The sequence below is a fragment of the Micromonospora sp. CNZ303 genome (assembly GCF_004345505.1).
The window spans coordinates 89,967-115,203 of record NZ_SLVT01000022.1 but is presented as its reverse complement, the minus strand read 5'-3'; the positions used below and the strand labels follow the sequence as shown (position 1 = coordinate 115,203).

25 protein-coding genes and 1 pseudogene are annotated in these 25,237 nt (G+C 69.3%); 20 read left to right on the top strand and 6 right to left on the bottom strand.

Annotated features, from left to right (window positions below; all coding sequences use genetic code 11):
* The first annotated feature begins 153 nt into the window (after positions 1–153).
* The 11 genes from EV374_RS27675 (at position 154) to EV374_RS27620 (ending at position 9,913) form a co-directional block, all read left to right on the top strand.
* A complete protein-coding gene (locus EV374_RS27675; protein ID WP_132240091.1) occupies positions 154–657 on the top strand; it encodes a hypothetical protein in 504 nt (167 codons plus the stop codon).
* On the top strand, positions 654–1,757 hold the full coding sequence (locus EV374_RS27670; RefSeq protein WP_132240090.1) for a C40 family peptidase: 1,104 nt from the start codon (positions 654–656) through the stop codon (positions 1,755–1,757). The genes EV374_RS27675 and EV374_RS27670 overlap by 4 nt, the downstream gene beginning before the upstream one ends.
* Before the next feature lie 25 nt (positions 1,758–1,782).
* The gene (locus EV374_RS27665; protein WP_132240089.1) at positions 1,783–1,965 is read left to right on the top strand and encodes a hypothetical protein; all 183 of its coding nucleotides are present in this window, start codon (positions 1,783–1,785) and stop codon (positions 1,963–1,965) included.
* Positions 1,926–3,047, top strand: coding sequence for a DUF4314 domain-containing protein (locus tag EV374_RS27660; protein ID WP_486485998.1), 1,122 nt, complete (start codon positions 1,926–1,928; stop codon positions 3,045–3,047). The genes EV374_RS27665 and EV374_RS27660 overlap by 40 nt, the downstream gene beginning before the upstream one ends.
* 40 nt (positions 3,048–3,087) lie before the next feature.
* Entirely contained in the window at positions 3,088–3,381 is a 294-nt protein-coding gene (locus EV374_RS27655) for a hypothetical protein (protein WP_132240087.1), read from the top strand.
* A 263-nt stretch (positions 3,382–3,644) separates the two neighbouring features.
* Positions 3,645–4,760 carry an AAA family ATPase gene (locus EV374_RS27650; RefSeq protein WP_132240086.1) on the top strand — a complete coding sequence of 372 codons (1,116 nt, stop codon included), beginning with the start codon at positions 3,645–3,647 and terminating at the stop codon, positions 4,758–4,760.
* A gap of 60 nt (positions 4,761–4,820) precedes the next feature.
* Positions 4,821–5,816: a DUF4192 domain-containing protein gene (locus tag EV374_RS27645; protein ID WP_132240085.1), complete on the top strand. Its 996-nt coding sequence runs from the start codon at positions 4,821–4,823 to the stop codon at positions 5,814–5,816.
* A gap of 17 nt (positions 5,817–5,833) precedes the next feature.
* A complete protein-coding gene (locus EV374_RS27640) occupies positions 5,834–7,429 on the top strand; it encodes a VWA domain-containing protein (protein WP_132240084.1) in 1,596 nt (531 codons plus the stop codon).
* Positions 7,430–7,673: 244 nt separating this feature from the next.
* Positions 7,674–8,195, top strand: a complete 522-nt coding sequence (locus EV374_RS27635) for a hypothetical protein (RefSeq protein WP_132240083.1) — start codon at positions 7,674–7,676, stop codon at positions 8,193–8,195.
* Between the two features lie 867 nt (positions 8,196–9,062).
* Positions 9,063–9,455, top strand: coding sequence for a hypothetical protein (locus EV374_RS27625; RefSeq protein ID WP_132240081.1), 393 nt, complete (start codon positions 9,063–9,065; stop codon positions 9,453–9,455).
* Positions 9,452–9,913: a DUF4262 domain-containing protein gene (locus tag EV374_RS27620; RefSeq protein WP_132240080.1), complete on the top strand. Its 462-nt coding sequence runs from the start codon at positions 9,452–9,454 to the stop codon at positions 9,911–9,913. The genes EV374_RS27625 and EV374_RS27620 overlap by 4 nt, the downstream gene beginning before the upstream one ends.
* Positions 9,914–10,631: 718 nt before the next feature.
* Here EV374_RS27620 and EV374_RS32795 read toward each other — a convergent pair.
* Positions 10,632–10,790 carry a hypothetical protein gene (locus EV374_RS32795; RefSeq protein WP_165947932.1) on the bottom strand — a complete coding sequence of 53 codons (159 nt, stop codon included), beginning with the start codon at positions 10,788–10,790 and terminating at the stop codon, positions 10,632–10,634.
* A gap of 53 nt (positions 10,791–10,843) precedes the next feature.
* Positions 10,844–11,182, bottom strand: a complete 339-nt coding sequence (locus EV374_RS27615) for a hypothetical protein (protein WP_132240079.1) — start codon at positions 11,180–11,182, stop codon at positions 10,844–10,846.
* Between the two features lie 370 nt (positions 11,183–11,552).
* On the opposite strand from EV374_RS27615, the gene EV374_RS27610 reads away from it, so the two are divergent.
* The gene (locus EV374_RS27610) at positions 11,553–12,245 is read left to right on the top strand and encodes a DUF6348 family protein (RefSeq protein WP_132240078.1); all 693 of its coding nucleotides are present in this window, start codon (positions 11,553–11,555) and stop codon (positions 12,243–12,245) included.
* A gap of 11 nt (positions 12,246–12,256) precedes the next feature.
* On the opposite strand, the gene EV374_RS27605 is transcribed toward EV374_RS27610, so the two are convergent.
* The 4 genes and pseudogenes from EV374_RS27605 to EV374_RS27590 all read right to left on the bottom strand — a co-directional run bounded on the left by EV374_RS27605 (position 12,257) and on the right by EV374_RS27590 (position 17,312).
* Positions 12,257–12,802, bottom strand: a complete 546-nt coding sequence (locus tag EV374_RS27605; RefSeq protein ID WP_132240077.1) for a hypothetical protein — start codon at positions 12,800–12,802, stop codon at positions 12,257–12,259.
* Between the two features lie 154 nt (positions 12,803–12,956).
* Positions 12,957–13,739, bottom strand: coding sequence for a transposase family protein (locus tag EV374_RS27600; protein WP_132240076.1), 783 nt, complete (start codon positions 13,737–13,739; stop codon positions 12,957–12,959).
* A 155-nt stretch (positions 13,740–13,894) separates the two neighbouring features.
* Positions 13,895–14,335 (bottom strand): annotated as a pseudogene (locus EV374_RS27595) (DUF2637 domain-containing protein); the annotation flags it as partial.
* Positions 14,292–17,312, bottom strand: a complete 3,021-nt coding sequence (locus EV374_RS27590) for a BTAD domain-containing putative transcriptional regulator (protein ID WP_132240074.1) — start codon at positions 17,310–17,312, stop codon at positions 14,292–14,294. The gene EV374_RS27590 and the pseudogene EV374_RS27595, both read right to left, overlap by 44 nt.
* Positions 17,313–18,280: 968 nt before the next feature.
* Between EV374_RS27590 and EV374_RS27585 the strand changes: the two genes are divergently transcribed.
* The 8 genes from EV374_RS27585 to EV374_RS27550 all read left to right on the top strand — a co-directional run bounded on the left by EV374_RS27585 (position 18,281) and on the right by EV374_RS27550 (position 25,127).
* A complete protein-coding gene (locus tag EV374_RS27585; protein WP_165947931.1) occupies positions 18,281–19,189 on the top strand; it encodes a TauD/TfdA family dioxygenase in 909 nt (302 codons plus the stop codon).
* Complete coding sequence (locus EV374_RS27580; RefSeq protein ID WP_132240072.1) at positions 19,186–20,559, top strand: hypothetical protein; 1,374 nt, start codon at positions 19,186–19,188, stop codon at positions 20,557–20,559. The genes EV374_RS27585 and EV374_RS27580 overlap by 4 nt, the downstream gene beginning before the upstream one ends.
* Positions 20,556–21,860, top strand: coding sequence for a radical SAM protein (locus EV374_RS27575; protein WP_132240071.1), 1,305 nt, complete (start codon positions 20,556–20,558; stop codon positions 21,858–21,860). The genes EV374_RS27580 and EV374_RS27575 overlap by 4 nt, the downstream gene beginning before the upstream one ends.
* Positions 21,857–22,501, top strand: coding sequence for an HAD family hydrolase (locus EV374_RS27570; RefSeq protein WP_165947930.1), 645 nt, complete (start codon positions 21,857–21,859; stop codon positions 22,499–22,501). The genes EV374_RS27575 and EV374_RS27570 overlap by 4 nt, the downstream gene beginning before the upstream one ends.
* 3 nt (positions 22,502–22,504) lie before the next feature.
* Positions 22,505–23,299, top strand: coding sequence for a glycosyltransferase (locus tag EV374_RS27565; RefSeq protein ID WP_132240069.1), 795 nt, complete (start codon positions 22,505–22,507; stop codon positions 23,297–23,299).
* Between the two features lie 22 nt (positions 23,300–23,321).
* Entirely contained in the window at positions 23,322–24,221 is a 900-nt protein-coding gene (locus EV374_RS27560; protein WP_165947929.1) for a DUF3500 domain-containing protein, read from the top strand.
* Between the two features lie 4 nt (positions 24,222–24,225).
* Entirely contained in the window at positions 24,226–24,717 is a 492-nt protein-coding gene (locus EV374_RS27555; RefSeq protein ID WP_132240067.1) for a Scr1 family TA system antitoxin-like transcriptional regulator, read from the top strand.
* Between the two features lie 113 nt (positions 24,718–24,830).
* Positions 24,831–25,127 (top strand): hypothetical protein, encoded by a 297-nt coding sequence (locus EV374_RS27550; protein WP_132240066.1) that lies wholly within the window; start codon positions 24,831–24,833, stop codon positions 25,125–25,127.
* Positions 25,128–25,237 lie beyond the last annotated feature (110 nt).

The window sequence follows — 25,237 nt, the reverse complement described above, 5'->3', positions numbered from 1 at the left end:
CGCGCCATTGCGAACGCTCGCCATCGGCGGCCCACGGCCACGCGCCACTCGCGCGATCAGCCCCACGGGCGTCACGTCCCGCGCGGACCTATGCGCCCGCCCGCCTGGAAGCGGGCGGGCGCACAAACCCTCCACCTGAAGGAGCACTGTCTCGTGAGCACCCACTGCTACGTCGGCGCGACCAACCCACACCAGCCCCACCTGGTGCACGCCCGGTTCGTCCTCTCCGACGGCCACCCGAACACCGCGCTACCCACTCTCGCGGCGATCTGGGCTGGCCACGCCCACTACGACACGCAGACGCTGGTCACCACGCTCCTCGCCAACGACTGGGAGTACCTCAACCCGAACATCACCGCCACCACCTCCGGTTTCGCCGGTCACCACCTGATGCCCGGGGTCGGCATGACCCTGACGGCCACCACCGACGGCACGGCCGGCCCGGAGCCGGTCACCATGTTCCCGCTGTGCCAGGCTCGGCACCTCGACGTCGACTGGATCTACCTCATCGACTCGGCCACCGCCACGATCGCTGTGTACACCGACGACGGCAGCCGCGCGGCCCGCTACCCGCTCACCGCGTTCCTGCCCCCACCCGTCGCCGGCAACCGCCTGCTGCAACCCCGCAGGCCACGTGCGGCGGGAGCGCCGCGATGACGGCCCGTGCTCTCGCCGCCCTCAGCACCGCGGTGATCGCCGTGCTGGTGCTGTGCGCGGGCGCAACCAGCGTCCTGTTCACCGGCGGTGGCACCGCCTCCGCTGCCTGCTACCCGACGGGCGGCTCCAACGGGAAACCGCTGCTGCCCACCACCGTGTCTCCGCCCCCGGGCGGTGCCAGCGGCTGGAACAGCGAGCAGACGGCCAACGCCGCCGCGATCGTCGCCGTCGGCGCCGAGCTCAAGGTCGCGCCGCGAGGGTGGGTCATCGCCCTGGCCACCGCGATGCAGGAGTCCACCCTGCGTAACCTCGCCGGCGGCGACCGCGACTCGGTCGGGTTGTTCCAGCAGCGTCCCTCCCAGGGCTGGGGCACACCCGCACAACTGCGGGATCCGCGCTACGCGGCCGAGAAGTTCTACACGGCGCTGCTGGCCGTCGACGGCTGGCAGGCCATGGCGTTGACCGACGCCGCCCAGACGGTGCAGCGCTCCGCCTACCCCGGCGCCTACGCCAAGTGGGAGGACGACGCGATCGCCCTGGTCCGCGTCCTGGCCGGCGGCACCCCCGCCGGACCCGTCACCGGCGACCTGGAACAGGCCATGAGCAACCCGCTGTGCCTGTTCGACGGCGGCGACGGCCAACCCGGCAGTCAACAGGTCCCCCTACCGGCCGGGTTCACCCTCCCACCGGGAACCCCGCTGCCGGTCGTCACCGCGATCGGCTGGGCCCTGGCGCAACGCGGCTCCCCCTACACCTTCGGCGGAGACTGCACCGCACCCCACTCCGGCATCCCCGCACGCCAGTGCGACTGCTCGTCGCTCATGCAGCAGGCATACCGGGCCGCCGGCATCACCATCGCGCGCACCACCAGCGAACAGATTCACGCCGGCAGCACGGTCGGCGACCATGCCGACCTGCGGCCGGGGGACCTGTTGTTCATCCCCGGCAGCCGCGGCAGCGCCAGCCGCCCCGGCCACGTCGGCATGTACCTCGGCCAAGGACTGATCGTGCAGGCCCCGCACAGCGGCGACGTCGTAAAGACCAGCCGCCTGTCCGCGTGGGCCCACCAGCTCGCCGCCGTACGCCGCATCGTCAACTGACCACCCCAATGAAGGAGAACAAGTCGTGGCCCCACGATCGCGAGACGACATCACCTCCTGCAGACGGGCAGCCCGCGCCAACGGCGGGAACCTGTTCGGCTTCCGCGAGCAGATGCTGCCGCAGGCGCTCGACCTCGAACTTGGCGTCAACATTCCCGACTGGCAACGGTGGCTGCTGCCCGCCCCGAGCGAAGGAGCCGACCAGTGACCTACCAGCCCGGTGATCGCGTCGCTCTGGAACACACCACCGACTCACACACTCGACTGCGCCCAGGCGACGAGGGCACCGTGCGCCGATACGACCCGCAGCTACAGGTCCTCGACGTGAACTGGGACAGCGGGTCGCGGCTGTCGCTGCTGCTCGACGAGGGTGACCGCGTCCGCCGCGTCCCCGCTCCGCTGAGCGACGCGGGCTGGGAGCGGGTGCTCGACGCGCTGCGCGCGGCTGGAGCGGCGGCCGGGCGCGACGCCGCCAGATGGTGGGCGCAGCACGCCGTGGGCGGTCGGGCACGCGGCGACGTCACCTCGGCGGCCCGGCAGGTCCTGGCCGGCGTCGACGACGTCGATCCGCCGGTGCTCGACGGACTTCCCACCGCCGACCGGTACGTCCTGGCCGACGACTGCGACCGGTACGCCGAGCACGCCCCACCCGACGCCCCTCGGTGGGGGGAGTTGACCGCGCGGCAGTGCGACCAGTCTCGGTGGGCGTGGTGCGACGGCTACGACGACGCTGTCGAGGCCGAGGCGGTCCGCCAGTGCCGCATCATCCTGCACCCCGAGGGCGACGACGGGGACCTCAGCCACGTGCACCCCGACCAGGTGCGCCTCGGCGGGCCGGGGGTGTTCGCCGGCGACTGGGCGTGGACACCCAACCCACAGGGTGAGCTGCGCGTCTCGGTCGGGTTCGTCGGCATCCTGGTCGACACCTGGAACGGGTGGGCGGTGTTCACCTGCAGCCGTGATGTGGCGGAGGCGATCGTCGCCGACCAGGCCGACGCCCGCGACCGCTACCGGCAGCGTCTCGCCGCTGACCACATCGCCAGCGAGCGGCTTGAGCAGGTGGTCGACGAGTCCATGGCACGCCTGTGGTTCGACGGTGACGTCCTCGTCGCCGACTCCACCCGGGTGCACGACGACCCGGATGCCATCGACCGGATCGCCCCCGACCCGCAGGGCCGGTACACCGTGATGGGCCAAGCCTGGACCTGGACCGCCGTGCACCCCTACGACTGTGACCGCATCGCCGGCCACATCCCCGACCCCCCAGCTCTCACCGCACCCGAGGCCTAACCCGCCGCACCATCCCGTGCTCTGAAAAGGAGCCACCACCATGCTCGACAACGGCCTCGACGAGTACGCCCACGAGGAAATCCTGCAGGCCCTCGTGACGTACCTGCTGACCACCGCTGATCTGGACCAGCTCTGCGACGACGCCGAGCTTCCGCATCTCGTTCACCACGACGGCACCCCAGTCACCATCAGCTCCGCGCGCGTCTACCGCGACGCCGGCGTGATGACCCTCGACCGCGGCGTGTGGGTGGAACTGTCCGACGGCAGCGTGTTCGGCCTGACCGTGCACATCTCCCGCCGCCCCCGCCACGACATCACCCTGCACCGCCGGTAATCCCGAACCCCGGCATCGACTTGATCAATGCGTCGGTCGGTGCGTTCCTTGTCGTCGCCCACCGGCGGTGACGGCGACCCCGACCGGCAGCCTTCTTGCCGGCCTTTGTATGCCGCACAAACCTCACGGAGGTCGTCGGCCGCCCCTGTCACAGGGCCGCGCCTGCCACCGCCGTCTCCGCCGCGCGGACACGCCCCACGTCTGTCCCGCGCACCCGGAGACGGGCGCGCGGGCCCCATCCCCTTGGTGACAGGAGATCCCGCATGCACGCAACCCCGCCAACCAGCACTGCACCCGCTGATCCGGGCGAAGGGCGACGACCCGGCTACCTGTACCGGCTGGTCGCCGCCCACCTCGCCGCTCACCCTGACCGGGTGTTCAAGGTCGGCGAGATCACCACCGCCATCGGCGCCCCCTCCACCGGAGCGGTGTTCGAGGTGTTGAAGAAGATGACCGCCGCCGGCTACGCCACCCACCACACCGGCCCGCACCGCTTCCAGATCACCCAGGCCGGCATCGACGCCGCCGGCGCCATGCCACCACCGGCTCCCCGCGCGCCCGGCAACCGCGGTCGGTCCACCCGGCGGCAGCCGGTGATGCGACCCAACGGCGAGCTGTACTTCCCGCGCAAGCTTGCCGGCGCCACCGACGTGGACGTGCTGCGCCGGCTACGCGACAAGCGCATCCCGGTGCTGCTCTACGGCCCACCCGGCACCGGCAAAACCGCCCTCGTCGAGGCCGCCTACCCGGACTTGCTCACCGTCGCCGGCACCGGCGACACCGTCGTGGAGGACTTCCTCGGCAACTTCATCCCGCTGCCTGACGGCGGCTTCGAGTTCGTGTACGGCCCTCTCGTCACCGCGATGCGCGAGGGTCGGGCGCTGCTGATCGACGACGCCACCCTCATCGCCCCGAAGGTCCTCGCCGTGCTCTACCCGGCAATGGACGGCCGACGAGTCATCACGATTCCCGGCTACCGCAACGAACGCGTCGAAGCATGTGACGGGTTCTACGTCATCGCCGGGCACAACCCCGGCGTGCACGGCGCCATCCTCACCGAAGCGTTGGCGTCCCGCTTCGATGTGCACATCGAGGTCACCACCGACTGGGACCTCGCCCGCCACCTCGGCGTTCCCGCCCCCGCAGTGCAGGCGGCGATCATCCTGAACGACGACCTGGCGGCCGGACGCGTCAGTTGGGCGCCGCAGCTACGCGAACTGCTCGGCTTCGCCCGCGTCCGCAAAACACTCGGCCTGCCCGCCGCCGTGGCGAACCTCGCCGGCCGCACTCCAGAGCAGGACCGCGAGGCGGTCACCGCCGTCCTGCGACAGCAGTTCGGCGCCGATGTTGTCGCGCTGACCCTCGGCAAGCAGCGCTGAACCCAGGCGCGCCCGATCAGCCGTGCCTGAGGACTCACACCAGCCCTGACGGGAGACACCATGGCTAACCCGAACCACCCTCTATCGATCAGCTCACCTGCCGACCTGCTCACCGCCGTGCCATACCTGCTCGGCTTTCACCCCGCCGACAGCCTCGTGATCGTCGGTCTCACCCATACCCTGGTAGCCGTCGCGGGCCGCGCTGATCTGCCCGCGCCCGCCGACGCCCCCGGCTGGGCCATCGACATTGCCGCCTCGCAGATCCGGATGCTGCGCAACGCCGCGGCCACCCGCGCCATTGCCGTCGGCTACGGACCGGCCGCCACGGTCACCCCGGTCATGGACATCATGATCCCGCAGTTGGCTGCCGCCGGATTTGCAGTGTTCGACGCTCTTCGGGTCACCGACGGCCGCTACTTCTCCTACCTGTGCGACGAACCTGCCTGCTGCCCCGTCGACGGAATGCCCTTCGATCCGCACCACAGTGATCTGACGATGCACGCCATCGTCGCCGGCTGGCATGCCCTACCTGACCGGGCCGCGCTCGTAGCCAGCGTCGCCCCCACCGGCGGGGCTACCCGCGCGGCCGTCGCCCGCGCCACCGCCCGGGCCCGCGCACATCGGCGCGCCCTGATCAGGGAGGCCGGGCAGGCAGGGCTCATCCGCGCCGGCGACGACATGGTGCGCACCACGTTCGCCCGCTACGCCGACGGTCACGTGCTCGCCGACGACGAGTTGGCGTGGCTCACCGTCCTGCTGAGCACCCCTGCGATCAGGGACGCCGCCTGGCGGGCCACCGACAACCTGCCCTGGCACGTCGATCTGTGGGCCGACGTCACCCGCCGCGCCCACCCGCCGCTCGTCGCCCCACCCGCCAGCCTGCTCGCCTTCGCCGCCTGGCGCTGCGGCGACGGCGCACTCGCCTGCGTCGCTGTCGACCGCGCCCTCGCCGCCGACCCGGGCTACACCCTCGCGCAGCTCATCGACGAGGCCCTACGCGCAGGGCTGCCCCCATCCGTGCTCGACGACTGGCCCAATCCCGACAAGCAGCGATAACCCTTCAAGGAGAACCCATGCCCCATCCTCACCACCTCCAACACGGCCCCGCCGCCCCAGCCGCCTACGCTCCCGCCTGGCAGGAATGGAGCGACGCCTGGACCCGGCACATCCCCGTCCTGACCGGCCGCACCGACCTGACCGTCGCCGTCGCCCCCGGCGCCGGCGGCGGTGCACCGGCCTGCTTCTACCCCGCGGCCCGCCGTATCGAGGTCGACGCCACCCACATCGGCGCCCCCAACATCACCGACCCCCGCCGCGCCAGCCACAAGAAACTGGTCCCCACCGCCTACGGGCTGCTCGTGCACGAAGCCGCACACGCCGCCCACAGCCAGTGGACACCCCCGCCCGACACCCCACCGGTCGTCGCCACCGTCGCTGACCTACTCGAGGAGTCTCGCGCCGAGAACCGGCAGCGCGGCAGACGACGCGGCGACCGCCGGTGGCTACGCCACACCGTCACCACCCTGCTCAACCCTGCCGACGCACCCGTCGACGACGCGTGGCACGCCGCGTACCTCGCCGGGCTCCTCCTGGCCCGCGTCGACGCCCGCATCATCACCGCCAAGGACATCAAGGGCGTACGCGCCGCCATCACCGCTGTCCTCGGCCGCAAACGGCTCCTGCAGCTACGCGACGTGTGGCGACAAGCGCACATTACCGACGACACCGACGCCGAACAGATGATCAACCTGGCATGGCGGTGGTGCCGCATCCTCGGCATCGACCCTCACCAGCAACCGCAGGCACCGGCCGCTGACCCTGGTGTGTTCCCCGGCCTGCTTGCCCAAGCCCTCACCGACTACCTCGCTCACACCACCGGCCTGACCCCCGCCCAATACCGCGACCAGCAGATCACCACCCGGCACTCGGCACCCGCGACGTGGACGCGCCGTAACCCGACCGACGCCGAACGCGCCGCCGCCCGCACCCTCGCCGCACGGCTACGCCGCGCCCGCACCCACACACCCGAACCCGACACCCGCCCCAGCACTGTCCCGCCAGGTCGGCTACGCACCCGCCACGCCATTACCGCGAAGGCGCAGGTCGCCGCTGGCGCCCTGCCCACCGCCACACCCTGGCAACGCCGCCAACACCTGCCCCCACACAAGCCGACCCTGTACCTCGGCGTCATCGTTGACGCCTCCTTCTCCATGCACCCCTGGGCGGCACCGATGTCCTCTGCCGGGTGGATCCTCGCCCACGCCGCAGCCACCAACCAGGCCGTCACCGCCACCATCGCCTTCGGCAACAACGCCACCCTGCTCATCGGACCCCGACAGCACCCCACCCACGTGCGGGAACTGCGCACCAGCGGCGGCAGCACCGCGTTCACCGACGCGGTGAAACTCGCCGACGAACTGCTGCAGCTACGCCAACCGGGTCGGCTGCGGATGCTCGCCGTCGTCTCCGACGGCGACCTACCCGACATCGACCCCGCACAGCGGCTCATCACCACCCTGCACCGCGCCGGCTGCCCGGTGCTGTGGTTACGCCCCGCCGACCTCGACGGGCACACCTTCACCGACACCACCACCCTGCTGGTAGCCGACCCGGTGCACGCCATCGGCCACATCGCCGACGCCGCCACCATCGCCCTCGAACAGGCCTAACCAACACCCGGAACCTCGGCGACGACGACTTCGCCGAGCACCGGACCTGCGCGGCCAGCCCGCCCGCCAGCGACCCATCCCACGCGGGCTGCGGCTGCCGGCCAACCGTGGCCCACGCCTGTGTAACGCGGCCCTCCACGCTTCCGCGTCAGCCGCACCTGGCACCACCAGCCCTGACTCCGCCCTCACGGCCCCGCCGCATGCCAAGGCGACGGGGCCGCTCTGACTCGAGGAGCAATCCGTGATGACCACACATGAGGCGACCAGCCCGCACCCGCCAACCCTGGAATCCGTCCTGCGCGAGGCCTGGGACACGTTCCACCCGACCCAGCCCGCACCGCTGGGATGGCTCACCCACACCACCGCCCGGATCCACGCTCACCTGCACGACCAGCACACCCCGCCATCCCCGCCACCCGTCGACGGCACCGACTCGCTGGCCCGCCTGCGCCGCGAGGTGTGGCGAGCGCTGCGCGAAGCCGCCAGCACCCACGATATCGACGCCGACGCCGCCGATGAGATCCTGCGCGCGCTGGACCTGCCGACCCTGCCCCGCCGCTGGCGGGTCCGCCTCACCCTGGCCCTCCTCATCGAAGTCACCGCCACCAGCCGCGAGGACGCCTTCGACACCGCCGAAACAGCCACCGAGACCGCCCTCACCGCCGCAAACGTCCAAGCGGAGGTGGAGTGGGACGGCAGCGAACGCGACGACGCCGACCCCGGCGACCTCGACTCTGCCGCCGGCGAACCGGCAGACCTGAGCTGACCCGCACTGCGGGCACCGCACACCTCGCAACGGGCGCAGACGGCCGCGCAGTCACCCACGGCGCAGCGCCCAGCCGCGCGGCTGCGACTTGATCTATCCGGAAAGTCGAGCGTCACTGCACCCGGTCGCCGCCCCGGGCGAACCCGACAGCGGCATCCCCACACCGCTGGTTCGGGGCGGCGATCACCCCGTGCCGACACCAACCCCGAAAGGACGCCCCCGACATGCCGCACCGCCACGCCGTACCGCGCACCGTCAACGACGTCCCGCTGTGGCTGCTCGCCGCCGACGTCGCCGCCGCCCACCCACCACACCCCACCACACACGCACGCTGCGCGAACCTACGCTGCACCGGCGAGACGTACCCGTGCCCGCCGGCACGTGACGCCCAGCGGGCCCGCCACGCTGCCAACCGGCCCACCCTGCTGGCCCGCGGCCGCGCACGGGTTACCGCACCGGCCGCCACCGTAGCCACCCGATTCGCCGGCTGGTTCCACTCCACGACACACCAATCGGCACGACCACCGCGGCAGCGGTCGACGCCGTCACCGTGTGCCGCGTGACAGGAGCCCGCGCGGCCGACCGCCGGGCCCACACCGGCGACCGGCCACGATGACCCCGGCGCGTCGTCGGGGCTACTCGCGCCACCGGGCGCACCCCCGCGGGCCCTCATTACGCGAGCCGCCGCGACGCCCGCGGCTAGGCGCGTGTTGCCGGCTCGTACCGCGCCATCACCCGATCGAGGTCCGTCCACGCGCAACCGAAACCAGCTCTCCCTCGCGCTGCGGGCAGTGTCCGTGGCGACGTCCGCACCAGGGGTGCCGCTGTCTCGGCGGCACTCCTGGTGACCAGTAGCAGGAGCAACTCATGGAACATGTGCCTAACTACAACCAGGGCAGCGCAGACGGAGGCGGCGAAACTGACCTCAGCGTCGGCGACCAGGCCCTCGGCAAATCCCGGCTGCTGTCGCGACAGTGCAGCACCTGCATCTTCGCTCCCGGCAACAGGATGCACCTCTCAGCCGGCCGGCTGCGTGACCTCGTCACCGAAACCCGCCGCAGGGAGTCCTTCATCGTCTGTCACGACACGCTCCCGCACTACCTGTATCCCGAGGCCAGTCCGGCAATCTGCCGCGGCTTCGCCGACCGCTACCGCACCCAGGCGCTGCAACTCATCGAGCGGCTCTTCGGCTTCGTCGAGGTCGACCCACCGCAGCCACCTCACCGCGACACCACACCTTCGAAAGGGGCTCACCGGTGACCAGCCTGCAGGACTTCATGCGCCGCCAGAGTGAAATGATCGACCGCGTCGGCTGGTCCGTCACCCTCGTCCACCCTGCCGACGACGGCCCCGGCCACGACGTCCCGTTCGCCTACACCGTCGGCTTCACCGCCCACGATCACCCGGAGTTGCTGATCGCCGGGCTCGACCCCGCGACGGCGCAGGCGCTGCTCAACGAACTCGCCGGCCGCGTCTACGACAAGGCCGAACGGTTCAGCCACGGCCAGCGTGTCAACGACCTCATCGCCGACTACGACGCTGTCATCGTCGACGGTCCCGCCTGCGATGCGCTCTACCCGGGTGCCGCCTTCGCCCGCTACGGCGACACGCGAGTACGCCTGCAGCAGATCGTGTGGCCCGACCCTCGCGGACGCTTTCCCTGGGACGCGGACTACGCCTACGACGCGGACGTCCAACCGGTGATCGGCCACCCGTAGCAGAGCATCACCGCCGCTACTGCCCTGCCCTGAATCGTGTCAGGCCGGACGCCGGTGGTGTCGGGCCCTGGTCAGGGCGGCCGGCCCCTTGACGTCGCGTGACCCCCGTTCGGGGGTCAGCCGCCCGTCGAGACTGTCACGGCTAAACACCCGGTGTCGATCACGCCTCGCAACCAGCAACACTCACGCGAGTGACCACCTATCCAGCGAAAAAGCGCGTCGGCAAAGTCGGCGCCGCTGGCATCAGCCTCGCCGTCGTCCTGCTGCTGTGCTGCGGCGTCGGCGCGGTCGGCGCCCTCGTAGACGGCGGCGACACCAAGCCGCGTCCTGTTGTGAGCGCGTCCCAACAGAATCTCGCCGACAGACTCAACGGCACTGCGGATGCGACTCCAACTGCAGCCGATGCCACAGCCGCGCCGTCGACTACGACCACAGGCACGCCGCCAGCTGGGGCAAACTCGCCCGCACCAGCACCTAGTCGGTCGGTGAAGCCGTCACCGACTCGCACCGTCAAACCCTCGCCGCGTCCAGAGGCGAAACCCACCACCGCGAAGCCAAGGCCGGCGCCGACCACCACGAAACCGAAGCCGCCCGCCCTACCGGTGGTGCACCCCGGGTCGTTCTGCTCGAAGCAGGGTGCACGGGGTGTGAGCAAGACGGGCAAGCCGATGGTGTGCACCACCACGGCCACAGACGACAGGAAGCGGTGGCGGGCAGCCTAGCCGAGAAGTTCCGCCCGCCCGCCCGCCTGGCGGGCGGGCCTGTCGACGCCATAAAGGTAGGCCATCACCTCGTCGCCCTCGTCCGGGCCGAACACCACCAACTGCCTCAGTCCGATGGCCTCCGCCAGCAAGGGATACCGCGGCGCAATCTTCATGCTGGGGCAACGAGGAAGTGGTGCGAGGGCCGATCGGCCCTCGCACCGTCCGGTCAGCGGGCTTCCACGAAGATCTTGGTGACGTGGCTCCACGACGGGCAAGACGAGTACTGGGTGTGTGTGCCGCTGGGCCAGCTGTACCAACCCGAATTGGTTGATCCCGTGGCGTAGCACCAGGTCACGACCCGCCACTCGCCCGGTCCGGTGCATGTGCCCCAGGCCGTGTTCGCATTGTTGTAGCCCCGGGGACAACTTGCCGGGTCGACGGCGAAGGCGGGCCCGGCGAGCGCCACGGCACCCATCGTCGTGCCGAGGGCCGCGGTGGCGATCAGCGATCCCATCTGTAGCAGACGCCGGCTGGCGCGGGCGGCGGGTCTGGCAGTTGTGTTCACGGCTGCTCCTCGGTGGTCCCTTGGTGGCCGCCCTCTGGACCGACCGAGGGCGTGCGAAAAGAATCGGCCCTGGCGCCTCATGGCGGCGGGTGTATTGCACTCGGTTACGGGGCGTGCAATTAATAGCCGCGTGGGCTCCGGGATGAGCACCTCCGGTCGGCCGTACCGGGCAGGTGCCGGAACGACAGACCGTTCGCACCTGCCCTCCTAACGGCGTCGGGGCGCAATCCGTACTGGCCATTCGCAGGTACGAAAAGTTGCTGGATCTGCTATCGCATGCCCTCGTAGCGCTCGTCGCTAGTGCCGCGACCACAAACGTGCACGGTCTGCTCGGCCCACGGTATCGAGCGTTGCCGGTACGTTGAACACCATGATCGACCCGAGGCCGACACCACAGCCCCTCCCTGCCGAGCGTGTGCTGGAGCTTGCCGCACCGATGCTTGCCGAGGTGGGTGGCGAGTGGCGGCTGGCCGACGGACCGATGCTGCGGTCGGGATCGTTGGGCGTCCGGGTTCTTCCGGCGGACAGCGACGATTACCGCCACCTGGACCTGGAGATCCTGCTGAATGCGGACCGGCCGGACGTGCCAACAATCGTCGACTGCACACTTGGCCTCGCGGCCGATCCGGTCGAGGCGGCCCGTCAGGCAATCCAGGCGTGGATTGAGACCTGCCTGGTGACGGTCCTGGAGATGATCGAGCAACGAGGGCGGCTGGCGAACCACTTCAGGTCCGGCGACCAGGGCGGGTTCGCCGGCTGGCATGCGATCGTTGGCAGTGTGACCGGGTGGTCCGCCGACGGATCGCAGGGCAAGCAGGAGTGGTTCGCCGAAGCGATGCCGTGGTCGACCCTGGCGCCCGTGATCGCGGCCGGGCTCGACCGCCCACATCTCAATGGCGTTCGCATGCTGGTCGGCCAGGGTGGTGACTTCACCGACTGCGAGGTCCGGATCAACGGCCGGCGGCACGAACCGTCCGCTGCGGCGCTCGCCGCTCTGGAGTGGCCGCGCACCGACCGTTTCGGCCTGGCACGCACCTTCGTCCTCCTGGTCGGCCCCGACTAGTGCCCCGATAATCACTGCTGAGGTTCGCGAGCGGCCCTATGGTGGGCAACGTCGGCCAGGTTGCCGTTGGCGCGACGGGCGTCGTCCTTGGGTGGCGGCCAGTGGCGGCGGACGGTGCGTTCGGATCTGCCGATCCGCGCGGCGATCTGCGCCGGATGCAGGCCAGGGTCACGGCGGTGCCAGTACGCCACTGCGGCGGCGGTGCCTAAGGGCACTGCGTCACCGTCGCTGCTGGCACCACTATGTGGGTGTTTCCTATCCGCGAGGTCGCCGTGGAGTCGGGGCGATGGTGTATGGCCGACAGCACCGGTGGCGGGCGCTGCGGCGAGGCGCGGGTCCTGAGCGTTCGGCTTGGCGTGGATGCGGCGGTGCGCGCTGGCCTGGTCGCCCTCGGGCTGGTCGCCTGCGTCGGCGGTGATGCCCTGGTCAGCGGCCGCCGGTTCCGGCTGATGGTCGCCAGCCACCCGTTCGTTACCGCCGGCCGCTGGCGGGTCTTGCACGAGCGTGGACGCCGACGGCGCGTCGGGAATGCGTGGCGGCGAGGCCGCAGTCGACACTGCGGATTCAACTTGCGCGGCCGGCTCGCCGGTGGGGGCGGCGGATGGGCGCCTGGTAGCAGGAGGCGAGACCGGTGGCGCCGCTGCGGCGGTGGGGACGGCGAGGCTCGGATTATCGGGCCGCGGATGCTCGAATGCCTTTAATGAGCCCTTTTCATCCTGTGTAGCGGTTGGATTCGGTTTGGTGCAGGACGAGGATCGCCTGGACGATCGCGGTGGCTCGGCGTGGGCAGCAGCGCAGCTTGACCAGGATCTTCCAGGTCTTGAGCGTGGCAATCGCTCGCTCACCGCGGGCGCGGATCTTCGCGTGGGCGCGGTTCACGGCTCTCTGCCTGCGTGACAGCCTCGGCCGGAAGCGGCGCCGCTTGAACGGAGTGCGCACGCTGCCGCGGGCGCCCTGATAGCCCTTGTCGGCGAAGGTCATCAAGTTTTCGCTGGTCAACGCGTCGAGGATGCCATGGATGCGGGCAGCGGTCAGGTCGTGAGCCGATCCCGGTAGCGCGGGCGAAGCCCAGACGAGGCGGCCCGCTGCGTCGGCGATGACCTGCACGTTCACGCCGTGGCGTTTGTGTTTTCCCGAGTAGTAGGGCTTCTGGTCGGCGACCCGGTCGATCGGGATCAGCGTGCCGTCCAGGATCGCGTACGCCAGCATGCGGATCCGCTTCATCGCGGTGACCAGGTCGTTGGCGGATGCCGCGAGCAGGGCGATCGCTTCCTGCACGTAGCGCCAGGCGGTGGCGACGCCGATCGCAAACCCGCAGGCCAGCCGTGTGTATGTATCGCCGTTACGCAGATGGGCAAGGGCGAGTAGCGCCTGGCGTCCCGCATCGAGGCGCCGCCACCTGGATCGTTGCTGGTTACGGTGCTGGCGGATGCAATCGGCGAGGTGGTTGAGGGTCCGGCTGGACAACGAGATCGTGGACGGGTAAGACAGCACAGGCGAGGCTCCCGGTCGGGGCATCGGGTTTTGGTCGATTTGCTGTCTTACCTGGAGCCTCGCCCTCATCGATTCCCGGGCTACACACCCCGCCTCTGACCTGCAAGGTCAGGATGAAAAAGGCTCAATGTTGGTTGACTCGTCATGCGAGGTGCGGTGGCGGCGCGAAGGCGGCCGGTGATCTCGACGAGACTGACGCTGGCGACCACCACCAGCCCGTCGACGGACAGGGGCAGCAGGTATGCGGCGGCGGCTTCGGTTTCCCCGTAGCGGGCGGCTACACCGACAAGGTGCCAGTACGAGACCCATGTGGCGATGCCGGCGATGACCGCGGTCGCGGCGATCCGGATGATGCCGAGGATGCGGCGGTGGTGGGGGACGCGGAAGATCAGTTCGACGGTGAGCAGCAGGGCCAGGGGTGGCCACGCGGCGATGATCTGGCTAATCGGGTTCGGTCGGGCGTGTAGGACGTTCGCGGCCACCGACGCGGCGACGCCGAGGGTGAGGGTGGCTCGCACGGCCCACCGCAGCCGCCGCAGCTGGGTCGCAGCGTCACCGGACAGCGTGGCTGCCGTGGTGCTGGCTGGGGTGGTCATTCGAGGCTCCGTCGGTGTCGTGCGGGAGGCGTGCACCGAAGGCGCGGACGGTAAGACGCAGGTCGGTAACGAGGCGGTCGGCGAGCGCGAGGGTGTCGTCGCTGGGCTCGGCGTCGATCTCGGCGAGACGCCGGGCCACGGTTCGCCGTAACGCGCGGATGCCGTTAATGTCGCCGAGCTGCGCGCGGGCGCGCATGGCCGCCTGGTAGAGCGGCTCGTGGTGTGGGTTGTGGGCGATGGCGGTGTCGAGAACGCGCAGCTGCTGCGCGGGCTGTCCGGTGAGGGTGTCGGTGAGGGCGAGGTGGGCGTCGAGGGCTTCTTGGCGTACCGCTTCGCGGTAGGGCTCGACCCATTCGTAGTCGCAGCCGTCGGCGAGGGGCCCGGTGTAGGCGTCGACCGCTCGGTTTAGCGCGGCGGTGCGGGCCTGCGGGTCGGTGGTCTGCGCGGCGTCGCGGATTGCCGTGCGCATGCGCCACAGGTCCACGTCGAGCAGGTCCTGGTTGAGTTGGTAGCGGTGGTCGGGGTGGGTGACGTAGTTGCCGGGTCCGCCGTTGTGGCGTAGTAGCGCCCGTAGTCCGGAGACGTAGGTGTAGAGCCGTCCGGGGGCTTTGCTTCTCGGGGCGTCGGGCAGTAGGTCGTCGAGGATGGCTTCGGCTGGGGCTGTCGCGTTGTGCACTGCCAGGTAGACCAGTAGTTCCAGGGACTTGGCGCGCGGGGTGCGCTGCGGGTCGCCGTCGACGACGCCGGGTCGGCCGAGCACCCGCACCGGCAGTGGGTTGGCGCTTTTCGTGTCGGGTGCTGTGTGTGTCGTGGCCGCGGCTTGTTCACCGCGGCTGGCTGCGGCGACGCGGGATGAGGGGTGTTCCTTGGTGCCCGAGCATGAAGCGGTGGCGGTGCCGGCTGCCCGGTCCGCTGGTGTTGAGGGGACGTGCCCGTCATCGGCACCGCCGGCGGTCGTGTGGGTGGCGGGCAGGTCGGCGGCGGTGGCAGGGGGCGACGGGACGCTGTCTGTGGTGTCACCGGCCATGGGTGAGCCGGGGTTCGTGGCGGTTGCTCGGGGCGCGGGCTCGGCCGCTGTTCGCTGACCGGTATGGGATTCGGCGAGCGTGGCGAGCAGGTCTGTGGTCTCGGTGGGGTTGAGCACGGTGAGGCGGCCGACGTCTGCGGGGTGGGAGCCTTCCCGGTTGTCGCCGTCGGCGGGGGTGGTGGTGCCGTCGGCGGAGACGTCGACGGTATGGCCGTCGGACCATGGGCCGAGGAGCACGCCGTGGATGTCTAGGCGTTGGCCTTGGGTAAGCAGGGCGGCGATGCGGGCGTGGTCGCGGTAGCTGGTGGCGTCAGCCAGCAGCATGACCGGCGCGAGGGGTTCCTCTTGGGGATCGGCCGCGCGTAGTTCGCTGATGGTGTCTACCTCGTGGCGGTCGAGCAGCCGGGTGCGATGAAGCGTCTGTTCTTCGAGGATCCGCAGGGCGTCGTCGAGGCCGGCGGTGACGATCAGCCTCGGGGTGTGGGGCAGGTCGGCGGCGGCGCCGAGCAGGGTCGTCGCGGTCGCTGATGGCGTGACCACCTGGGTGCGCGCGTCAGGGTGGTCCTCGCCGCCGGCGGCGAGGGCGGTGGTGAGGAACCCGCGGGCGGCGGCGTGCGCGCCGTGCCCGGTCAATCCCAGCCCTGCGAGTGGCCATACCGCGGATAGCGGATGTGTCAGGGCTGGTGCCACCGGTAACGCGACAGCGCTGTCCGGGATGTTCTCGTCGCAGGCGGCCGTCTGGGCAGCGTCGTCACCGCCGCAGGCTTCGGTCTGTCCGCCGAGGTTGTCGCCGCTCGGGTTGCGGCTGCCGTGGGCTGCCGTGTCGCCCTGGAGGGCGGCGCGGCGCAGGGCGCGGCGGATCTGCCCCACCACGCGCGGCATGGGAGCCAGGTCCGGGTCGGCCAGGCGTGGTGTGGTGAACGGCTTGCGGGGCAGGTACCGGCGTTGCCGGTGTGCCCAGACGAGCGCCACCGCGACGGCGATGGCCAGTGCGAGGCCGACGTCGACCCAGCTACCGCTGGGCAAGGACACACCCCGCGCAGGCCGGCTCGTGGTGTCGCCGTCGGGGACCGCACCGGTGGCATCGGCGGCAGCCGGCGAGCCTGTCGTGCTTGAGGGCGAGTGACCGCCGGTGGGCGCTCCCGACGAGGGGGAATGCGGCGCGGTGGTGGCTGACGGACCCGCGCTCGGCGGGGCGTCGGTGGTAGATGCGGCCGGCGGGGTGGGCTTGGTCTGGGTGGTGGCGGAGGGCCCGGTTGGTGCGGGGCGGGCTTGCCGGCGTGCGGGTGCGGTGGCGTCTGCGGGCAGGTCGAGGGTCCACCCGGGATGGATCACGTCGGGGTCGCGCAGTGTTCCGCCGACGTCGGCGTAGTGGGTGCCGCGGTTGAGGGCGAAGATTTCCGGCCAACGGTCGTCGTCGCCGAGGCAACGCTTTGCGATCGCGGACAGGGTGTCGCCGCGGGCGACGGTGTAGGTGCTGGGTACGTCGCTGGTGTGGGGAGCAGCCTGCGTCGCGGTGGGCGTGCTCTGATCGGCGGGTCGCGTGGAGGGGTGGGGTGTGTCGCTGGTCGTGGCGGTGGCAGGTGCGGCGTGCGCGGGTAGACCACCAGCGGCGGTGACGGCGGTGGCGCCCAGCAGCACCGCGGCCAGGTGTTGCAGCGGTCCGGGTAGGCGTAGCGCAGGTAGCCACCGCAGTGCGCGGGTGAGGCGGTGGTAGCCGCGTATGGCGGTGGTGCCGGCGAGTAGCGCCCAGATCAGCCACGCGCCGCCGTGGGCGAGAGCCAGGATGAAGCCGCGGGTCAGGGGTTGCCGGATGAAGGCCTGTAGCGCGTCGGCGGATGGCGGACCCAGGTCCGGCGGGCCGGCCTGATGGATCAGCGCGGTCGGCACGGCGGCGAGGAAAACCCCGTAGGCCAGCGTGGCCGCGATCGGCGCAACGCGAGAGGTCATCGCCTGCCTCCTTCTCCTCGCCCGCCACGCCTGCTCTGGTCTGGCGGTGGCGAGTCGACGGTATGGGCAGGCGGCGCCGGCAACGGGGCGGCGAGGGCTGACAGGACCTCACACCACCTCACAAGACCTCACCACCGCAGGTCATCCCGCCACACGGCACAACGTACGTCTGCCACGAGGCGGGTCGGTGGGTGATACGGGCGCCGGAAACGGTGATGGCACTACCGGCCGCGCCGCCGTTGCAGCGCGAGGTATCGGCGCACGAATCAACTGGGCGAGCCGGAGGCACAACCAAGAGCGCCAACCATGATCGGGCGTTTCAACGCTACGGGCGGACTGAGATGGTGGCGGGTCGGCTGCCTGCACCTCGCTTGGCGGCCGCCGCGTCCCGCCTGGGACGCGTCCGCCTATGGCTGGGGCTTCGGCAGTAGCCGGCGGCTGTTCTGATCGCGGGCCGGGCGTTGCTGGCGACGACCCGAGGGTCCTGCCGTACGGTACGATCACCGGCCGGTGGCCGATGATCGCCTACCACTCATATCCCGGCCTTCGGACGGGGCAATGCAGTGGATCACGGCGCCCACGCCACGAACCGAGGCGTACGCCTTAGTACTTCGGTAAGCCGAGCACATCAAGATTTACGGCGAGCCGCCCCGCAGCGACGGGACCGTCGCCGACATGCCAGGCAGCGCGCACACTTCGTCGACGTATTAGTGCGGAAATTCGACGATCTTGGACCGCTCCCCCATCCAGACGATCCGGCACAACGAAGGTCCGAGAAGATTGTCGTCTCAGACGATTCCGTTACGCCTACCACCGTTTCCGCGCACTTGGCGCGAAGTATCGACGACTTGCGACTACCGTCAGTAGTCGGTCTTGTCGTATCCGGTGGACTGTCGTACGCTTCTCAAGATGAGTATCGACAACCGTCACAAGTGATGCCTTATAGGCGCGATTGTAGGATGGTGGTCATGGCAGGCGGCATGAACGCTTCCGTTGAGCCTTGGACCGGAAGACTGCCGACGGAAACATGGATAGATGTGAGCCCGGAGCAAGGACGGGCCCTCGGTCAGGAAATTCGCGAAGGAACGCTCACCGGCAGCCCTCTGGTGGCTGCCATCACCACAAGGGTCCGGCAGTCGCTGGCCAGCGGCGGCGTAGCAATCGTCCGCGGCCTGCCGACGCCGCGTTGGACGGAAGAGGAGTCAGCCAAGGTCTATCTGGCATTCGGCTGCGCTCTGGGCACTCTGCGGGAACAGAACGCTTCCGGGGACCTCCTGCACGCCGTCACTGACAAAACGGCGCTCGGCGTTTCCACCGAGAAGGCGGGCGGATCGAACAGCAAGAAGAAGATAGACCTGCATACCGAGAACGCGCGGCCGCCACACCCACCCCACATCCTCAGCCTCCTTTGCCTGCGCCCAGCCAAATCAGGCGGCGCATCGCAATTGATGGACGGCTATCAGGTATTGAGAGAGGTGAGCGCAGACGATTCCATGCTCGCCTCGGCACAGGAAGATAAAGCATTCGGCCGACATGCCGAGGATTGCCGCCACCCCGGCCAAGTCGACCATTCCCCCATCTTCTGGAACGAGCACGGGCGCGTCAATTTTCGTTACAGCCGATATTGGCTCGAGGTCGCGGCGACTTCCACCGGCGGCAAGCTCTCCGAATCCGATGAAGCGTTGTACGGCCGAATCGACGACATCATCGGGCACCGCGACAACCAGGCGGAGGTCCTACTGCGTTCCGGCGAAGCGCTCTTCGTCGATAATCGCCGGGTGATGCATGGCCGGGAGTCATTCGAGGACCATCCGGCGCGGCGGCGGCGCCTGCTGCGCATGTGGATCGACACGGCCGGATCGGATTCGCCGCGATGACCAACGATACGCTGACGACCCCGCAGCTACGGTTGAAGATCCGCGGTCGCCCCGAACGGTTCGGCGGACGCCACGCGATCAGCGGTTTCAAACACAGCCTCGCGCTGGTCGCGGCCGCCTGCACCGTTGCCGAGGGCACCCTGCGCATCGCGAACGTGCCGCGCATCGCGGAGACGCGGCTGTTGGCGACGCTCCTGCGCGCTCACGGCGCCCGCGTCGAGCCGGGTGACGGCACGCTGGAGGTGAACGCCTCCTCGCTGCGGCCGGCCGTCGGCGTTGAGGACGTCGAGCGCCGGATACACGGCTCGGTATACCTCCTTCCCGGCATCCTGCGCAAAGTCGGCGCGGCCACCCTCGCCGCAGGCGGCGGCTGCGCGCTCGGCAGCGGGCCGGGCGGCATCCGGCCGTTCGAGCACTATGCCGGCGTTCTGCGGGACTTCGGCGTCGTCGTCCACACCCGCCCGGATGGCACGATCGACGCTCACGGGTGTCAGTGGCCGGGCGCGGACCTCGACATGTCGCGTTATCTCAGCTCCGGCCTGTCGGCCGCGGAGAACCACTACTCGGGCGCCACCAAGATGGCAGTGCTGATGGCGGCCGGCGCCGGGTCTCCGTCCACCATCAGGAACCCTTACGCGAAGCTCGAGATGAGCACGCTTCTGGAAACCCTGCGGTCTGCAGGCGTCGACACGGTGTCGCGGTGGGACAGCCGCCAGCACGTGCTGATCGTCGACCCGGGCGGCGGCGCGAAGTTTGTCGCCGGCGCGGCCGTGCGACTGCCCGCTGACCTCATCGAGGTCGTCACCTTCGTCGTCGCCGCTGCCGTGTTCGGCACCGACGACCTGTACCTCACCAACCTTCTCGCCGCCGACCTGAGCGATGGGCTCGACCATGAGCTGGCGGCGTTCCGGCGTTTCGGCGTCGACCTCGAGCTGGGCGACGACCATCTGCGGATCAGGCCCGCGCAGGCAAGGCTCACCGGCGCCGAGTTGACCTCGTGCCACGCGCCGAGCCCCTACAGTGACTCACAACCGTTCTTCGCGCTGCTCGGCGCATTCGCGCGGGGATTGTCTCGCATCACCGACGAAGTTTGGCCGGCGCGTTTCGGCTACGTCGACGAGATGCGCAAGCTCGGCATGGCGATGACGCGAACGAACGCGGGCGTCACAGTGCACGGCGGCGTCCGAGGACCGAAGGCTGCGGTGGTGCAGGCGTCGGACCTGCGGTCAGCCGCGGTGCTGACGCTGGCCTGCACCGCCCTCGACGGGGAGACCGTCGTCGCCGGCGTCCAGCATCTGCGTCGCGGCTATCCCGACCTAGCAGGAGCGCTGCGCGCTCTCGGTGCGGACATCGAAAGCGAGACGCCGTGAAAGTGCTCGTTCTACGGCCACCACAGATCCTTTCCTACTTCAACGCCGGCCACCACGTTGCCCTCTACCAGACGGCGCAGGCCCTGACCCGATTGCCGCTCTGCCAGGTCGATTGCCTGGACGCCGCGGTGGAGACGGTGACCTGGAAGGACATGGCCGATCGCCTCTTCCTCTCCGCCTACGACGTGATCTTCCTGATGAACGATCTGGACGGTACGGACGCTTTTCCGCGGACGATAAAATATGCGCGGGAGCTCTCGCCGCAGTCCCGAATCGCGACATTCGGCCGATTCAGCGCCATCCGACCCAGCTATTTCCGCCAGTTCGACATTGACGTGGTCATCCGGTCAGGCGACTTCGAGGCGGTGTCCTGCGACGTGGTGCAGGCGCTTCGGGACGGGAGCGGATCTCCCGTTCCCGGAACGGACATGAAGCTCAGCGACGCGTGGCTGTCCAACCCCGATCCCGGCCGCCTCGTTGACCCGGCCGACTGGATTCTTCCCGATCCGTCGCTCATCCCCTACCGGACGTATGACAAGCTTTACGGCCGAGACTCTGCGCGCTTCTCCGGGCTGCCCGGGCGCACCGAGCTCGTGGTCCCCGTCGCGCGTGGATGCCCGGTCGGCTGTTCGTTCTGCGAGGTGCCAACCGCTTTCGGGCGCCGTGACCGCAGGATCCCGGTCGGCAAGGTGATTGACTACATCGAGCGCAGCTTCGCCGAGCACACGTTCGGCTACGTCTCCTTCTACGCTCCGACGTTCACCATCGACCGGGGCTGGGTGAAGGAGTTCTGCGCCGCCAAGCAGGCGGCGGCACTCGCGTGGGAGTGGAAGTGTTGTACGACCCTGCACCACCTAGACCGCGAGATGGTCATGAGCATGGGCGCGGCCGGGTGCGTCCGCATCAGCGTAGGAGTCGAGTCGCTCGAGACCGCAGCGGCGCCGCTGCTGCCGAGGCTCAAGCAGAAGACGGTCTCCGACGTCCGTGATCTTGCCTCGTGGTGCGACGCCGCCGGCGTCGAGCTGAACTGTTTCGTCATCGTCGGTCTGCCGGGGACCACCGTGGCCGGCGCCCAGCGGACCATCAGGGCCCTGCAGGATCTCTCGCTGCGTGTGCGGCCAACGGTATACACCCCGTACGAGGAGATCTCCGCGCAGGATTCCCCCCTGCGAGTCATGGACTTCAATCGGCAGCTGCTGAATTTCTCGGCATTCGAGTCCCCCCGCGAGAAGCGTGCGGCGTACGCCCTGCTCTGCACGACGAACGGTCGGGACCTCAGGGATCTCAGCGTGCCAAGGTGATCACCGCCATCGTCTTCGACATCGGCGAGACGGTGTTGGACGACACGCGCAACTTCGGTCTTTGGGCCGACTGGCTGCGCGTTCCCAGGCACACATTCTCCGCTGTGCTGGGCGCTCTGCGCGCTCGGGGGCGGCCCACGAACGAAGTCTTCGAGGTGTTCCGGCCGGGTATCTCGTACTCCGAGCTGTTGCTCGCCCGCGGGGCGCACTGGGCGGTGACCCGCGACGACCTGTACCCGGACGTCGTTCCCGTGCTGACCGCTCTCCAGGACGCGGGCATGACTATCGGGCTCGCCGGAAACCAGAGCGCCAGCGCTACGGCGGCCATCGCCGGGCTGAGCCTGCCGGTCGCCTTCGTCGACTCGTCGAGCACCCTTGGCGCCGAGAAGCCCGCGCGCCGCTTCTTCGACCGCCTGCTGGACAAGCACGGCCTCGACGCCTCGGCCACGCTCTACGTGGGCGACAACTACGACAACGATGTGGAACCTGCTCGTCAGTGCGGATTACGGACCGCCTTTCTCGTCCGCGGCCCGTGGGCGCACCTCAACGTTCACGGCGGTCTCGACCCGTACGAGGCGGACCACGTCATCCACAACCTGGCCGAATTGCTTCCCCTTGTCGAGCTCCCCGAAAGGACGTGAAGCTTGGCATCGCTCGGCCTTATCACGCCATGCCTTCCCGAGATCGGTGACTTCCTCCAGGAGACCGGGGCTGAAGTCGTGCGCTTGCTTCGCCATCCACGTCATCGAATCAGCTGGACCATTGTGGTGGACGGCCCCGGCGAACTAGCCGATGTGCCCGACGACCCGGCGGTTCACGTCCTTAAGTGCGAACGCCACTGCGGCACCGCGACGGCCCGCAACATCGGATTGTGGGCGACGGATGCGGAGTGGGTCATGCCGCTCGACGCCGATGACCTCGTCAACCCGGCGGCGATCGCCCGGGTTCTCGACCGGTTGTCGCCGGACGGCGAAAGCATGTGGGTCGGCGGCAACATCGAACTGTTGGACGGACGTCGGGCACCACACCACTTCTCGGCCGCCGCGTCGATTGGCGTTAGAGAGCTCGAACAGGCGTGGACCGCGCCTTTCCGCTTCTACCCCAACGCGATCATCGCGCTCCGCCGTGCGGTCCTCGCGGTCGGCGGGTGGCCGGCGGTGCCGGCCGCCGAAGATCTGGGGCTGGCGCTTCGACTGAACGGCGAATTCCGCGGCGAGCTGATCCCCGAAATCTTCTTTCGTTACCGATACTCGCGCCGACAGACGACCCGCAACCGCTACCTCGCGCCCAAGGTGCTTTCCTTCGATCTGCTGGCGCAGTCCATCAACGTGCAACGCCGCGCGCTGGGCCTTCCCGAGATCAGGCCGCCCGACCTGCTGGCCTCGGCTCGCCCAGACGGAACGCCGAGCTACTGGCCCGAGATGCTGCCGGACACCTGAACCCCGAAATCAAGGAGAGACCTTGCCCAACGCCGCAGCCGACATATCGGCATCGATCGAGGAGCTCACGGCGCTGCTTACACCCGAGCAGCTGAAGCGGTTCGCCGCTCCGGCGGGGACCTTGGATCCAAAGGTGATCAGCTTCCGGCCCGGCCGCCGCCCAGGGCTCTCCTTGGCCGACCTGGACCGAGCGCAGCGTTCGGCCGTCCGGCGGCTGCTGAGCCGCCTGCTTTCCGATGCGGGCTTCCAGCGGATCTGCGCGGTCATGAGCATGGAGGATGTGATCTCGCGACGCAGCGGTTGGACAAAGGACCAGCAGCGCGAGGATTACTGGGTGGCGCTCGTCGACGCCGCGAGCCGCAGGCATCTGCGCATCGAGGGGCACCACGTGTCGCTTTCCGTGACGCTCGGCGACGGCGACGAAATCTCCGTCCTCCCCTATTGCCTCGGCGCCTATCCGGCCAAGACTCTATCCCGAGGAGTGACCGTGTGGCATCCGCTCGCCGCCCGCGAAGCTGTCGCACTTGAGCTTGCACGCGGCGAACCGATGTCGCTCTCCGGCCGGCCGCCCGCCGACATCCTGCGCCACGAGTCAGGATGCGCTGATCCGGAGTTCGGCATTGCAGTGTCCGCCATGAGCGAGCCGTCACGCCGCAAGGTAGACGAGCTGATCGACGTGTACCTGCAGGACTTCGCGGACGACCTGCGCGAGGCGATCCGTGGCCGGATGGACCTGGCCGAGCTGCGATTCGGATGGGCCGGACCGGTCGACCTCGCCGCTGACCACTATTACGCCCTCGCAGGTCCGGAACTGTCGATCGAATACATCAACCAGCGCCATCGCGAGGACGCGCCGAATCACCAGCACACGATCATTCGCTCCCCGAGGCTCGATTTCGGGAACGCGTTCGCGGAGAACTGACGCCATGCCTAGTCTCATACGTGAGTATCAGCCCGCCTATATTCTAAGCGTTCTGCGCATCCGCTGTTACATCGAGGCGGAGCGACCCAGGCCCGGCGCGGACGTCGTCGATCAGCGGTTGGCCCAGCAGGAGCTCCTCCGCTCCGGCACGACGAGGTTCGAACTCGTGATGACGGAGGCGGCGCTGCGCTGGAACGTTGGCGGCCGCGAAATCATGGACGCGCAGCTGGCCCACATTAGGGACGTCGCCGGGCGCGACGGGATCGACCTCGGCATCATTCCCACGGGCACGCCGGTGAACTTCTTCGCGGGGCATGCGTTCCATATCTACGATGACTCTGCAGTAATGGTCGGGACGCTCACGGACCGGCGCACCTACAGCGACCCAGAGTCGGTGACCGCCTACCTTTCGGCGTTCGCGCGCCTCAAGCAGGTGGCGGTCTTTGGCGGGCGATGCCTCGATCTCATCGCCGACATCCGTTCGACTCTTCAATAAGAGCGCCGGGACCCTCGATCAGATAGCCTGGCGGCCGCCTTTACCTTTACCAGGCTTACTAGCTCGCGATCGATGTACGCGTACGAACGCCACCCGCGGCCAACTGTGTATCGATGGGTGCCGCGGTCGTCGTGCTGACCGTCGACGGCACCGCTCACGATAACGCTCTTCTACAGCAGCACGGCAGTTGCCATCGCCAAGGCGGCGAGGAAACCAACGACCACGTTGACAGGTCGCACGAGACCCGTTTCCTCCTGACCAATAAAGGCAGAATCATCGCGATCAGGACCGCCCACAGTTTGATGGACTTCTGCCTACTGCGCCTCCCGCCAGCCAAGCACTTCGTACCCAGAGCCGCGCTGATGCACATGAGCGGATGCGTCGCACTGTCGATGCCGGTTCGCTGGTAATGGAACGCCATGACGTCCGCCAACCGGTCTCGCTGCCGCCCGAGCACAACAACGCGGGACAAGCGGGGGTCTCGCTGGTCCGCTGATAAACTCGCGGGCGGTCGAAGCGT

What these genes read in the sequence shown, in the direction of transcription:
- EV374_RS27585 (WP_165947931.1), top strand. Translation starts at nt 18,281, where the DNA reads ATGGCAGGCGGCATGAACGCTTCCGTTGAGCCTTGGACCGGAAGACTG.
- EV374_RS27580 (WP_132240072.1), top strand. Translation starts at nt 19,186, where the DNA reads ATGACCAACGATACGCTGACGACCCCGCAGCTACGGTTGAAGATCCGC.
- EV374_RS27640 (WP_132240084.1), top strand. Translation starts at nt 5,834, where the DNA reads ATGCCCCATCCTCACCACCTCCAACACGGCCCCGCCGCCCCAGCCGCC.
- EV374_RS27555 (WP_132240067.1), top strand. Translation starts at nt 24,226, where the DNA reads ATGCCTAGTCTCATACGTGAGTATCAGCCCGCCTATATTCTAAGCGTT.
- EV374_RS27590 (WP_132240074.1), bottom strand. Translation starts at nt 17,312, where the DNA reads ATGACCTCTCGCGTTGCGCCGATCGCGGCCACGCTGGCCTACGGGGTT.
- EV374_RS27650 (WP_132240086.1), top strand. Translation starts at nt 3,645, where the DNA reads ATGCACGCAACCCCGCCAACCAGCACTGCACCCGCTGATCCGGGCGAA.
- EV374_RS27610 (WP_132240078.1), top strand. Translation starts at nt 11,553, where the DNA reads ATGATCGACCCGAGGCCGACACCACAGCCCCTCCCTGCCGAGCGTGTG.
- EV374_RS27645 (WP_132240085.1), top strand. Translation starts at nt 4,821, where the DNA reads ATGGCTAACCCGAACCACCCTCTATCGATCAGCTCACCTGCCGACCTG.
- EV374_RS27670 (WP_132240090.1), top strand. Translation starts at nt 654, where the DNA reads ATGACGGCCCGTGCTCTCGCCGCCCTCAGCACCGCGGTGATCGCCGTG.
- EV374_RS27625 (WP_132240081.1), top strand. Translation starts at nt 9,063, where the DNA reads ATGGAACATGTGCCTAACTACAACCAGGGCAGCGCAGACGGAGGCGGC.
- EV374_RS27655 (WP_132240087.1), top strand. Translation starts at nt 3,088, where the DNA reads ATGCTCGACAACGGCCTCGACGAGTACGCCCACGAGGAAATCCTGCAG.
- EV374_RS27550 (WP_132240066.1), top strand. Translation starts at nt 24,831, where the DNA reads ATGGGTGCCGCGGTCGTCGTGCTGACCGTCGACGGCACCGCTCACGAT.
- EV374_RS27635 (WP_132240083.1), top strand. Translation starts at nt 7,674, where the DNA reads ATGACCACACATGAGGCGACCAGCCCGCACCCGCCAACCCTGGAATCC.
- EV374_RS32795 (WP_165947932.1), bottom strand. Translation starts at nt 10,790, where the DNA reads ATGAAGATTGCGCCGCGGTATCCCTTGCTGGCGGAGGCCATCGGACTG.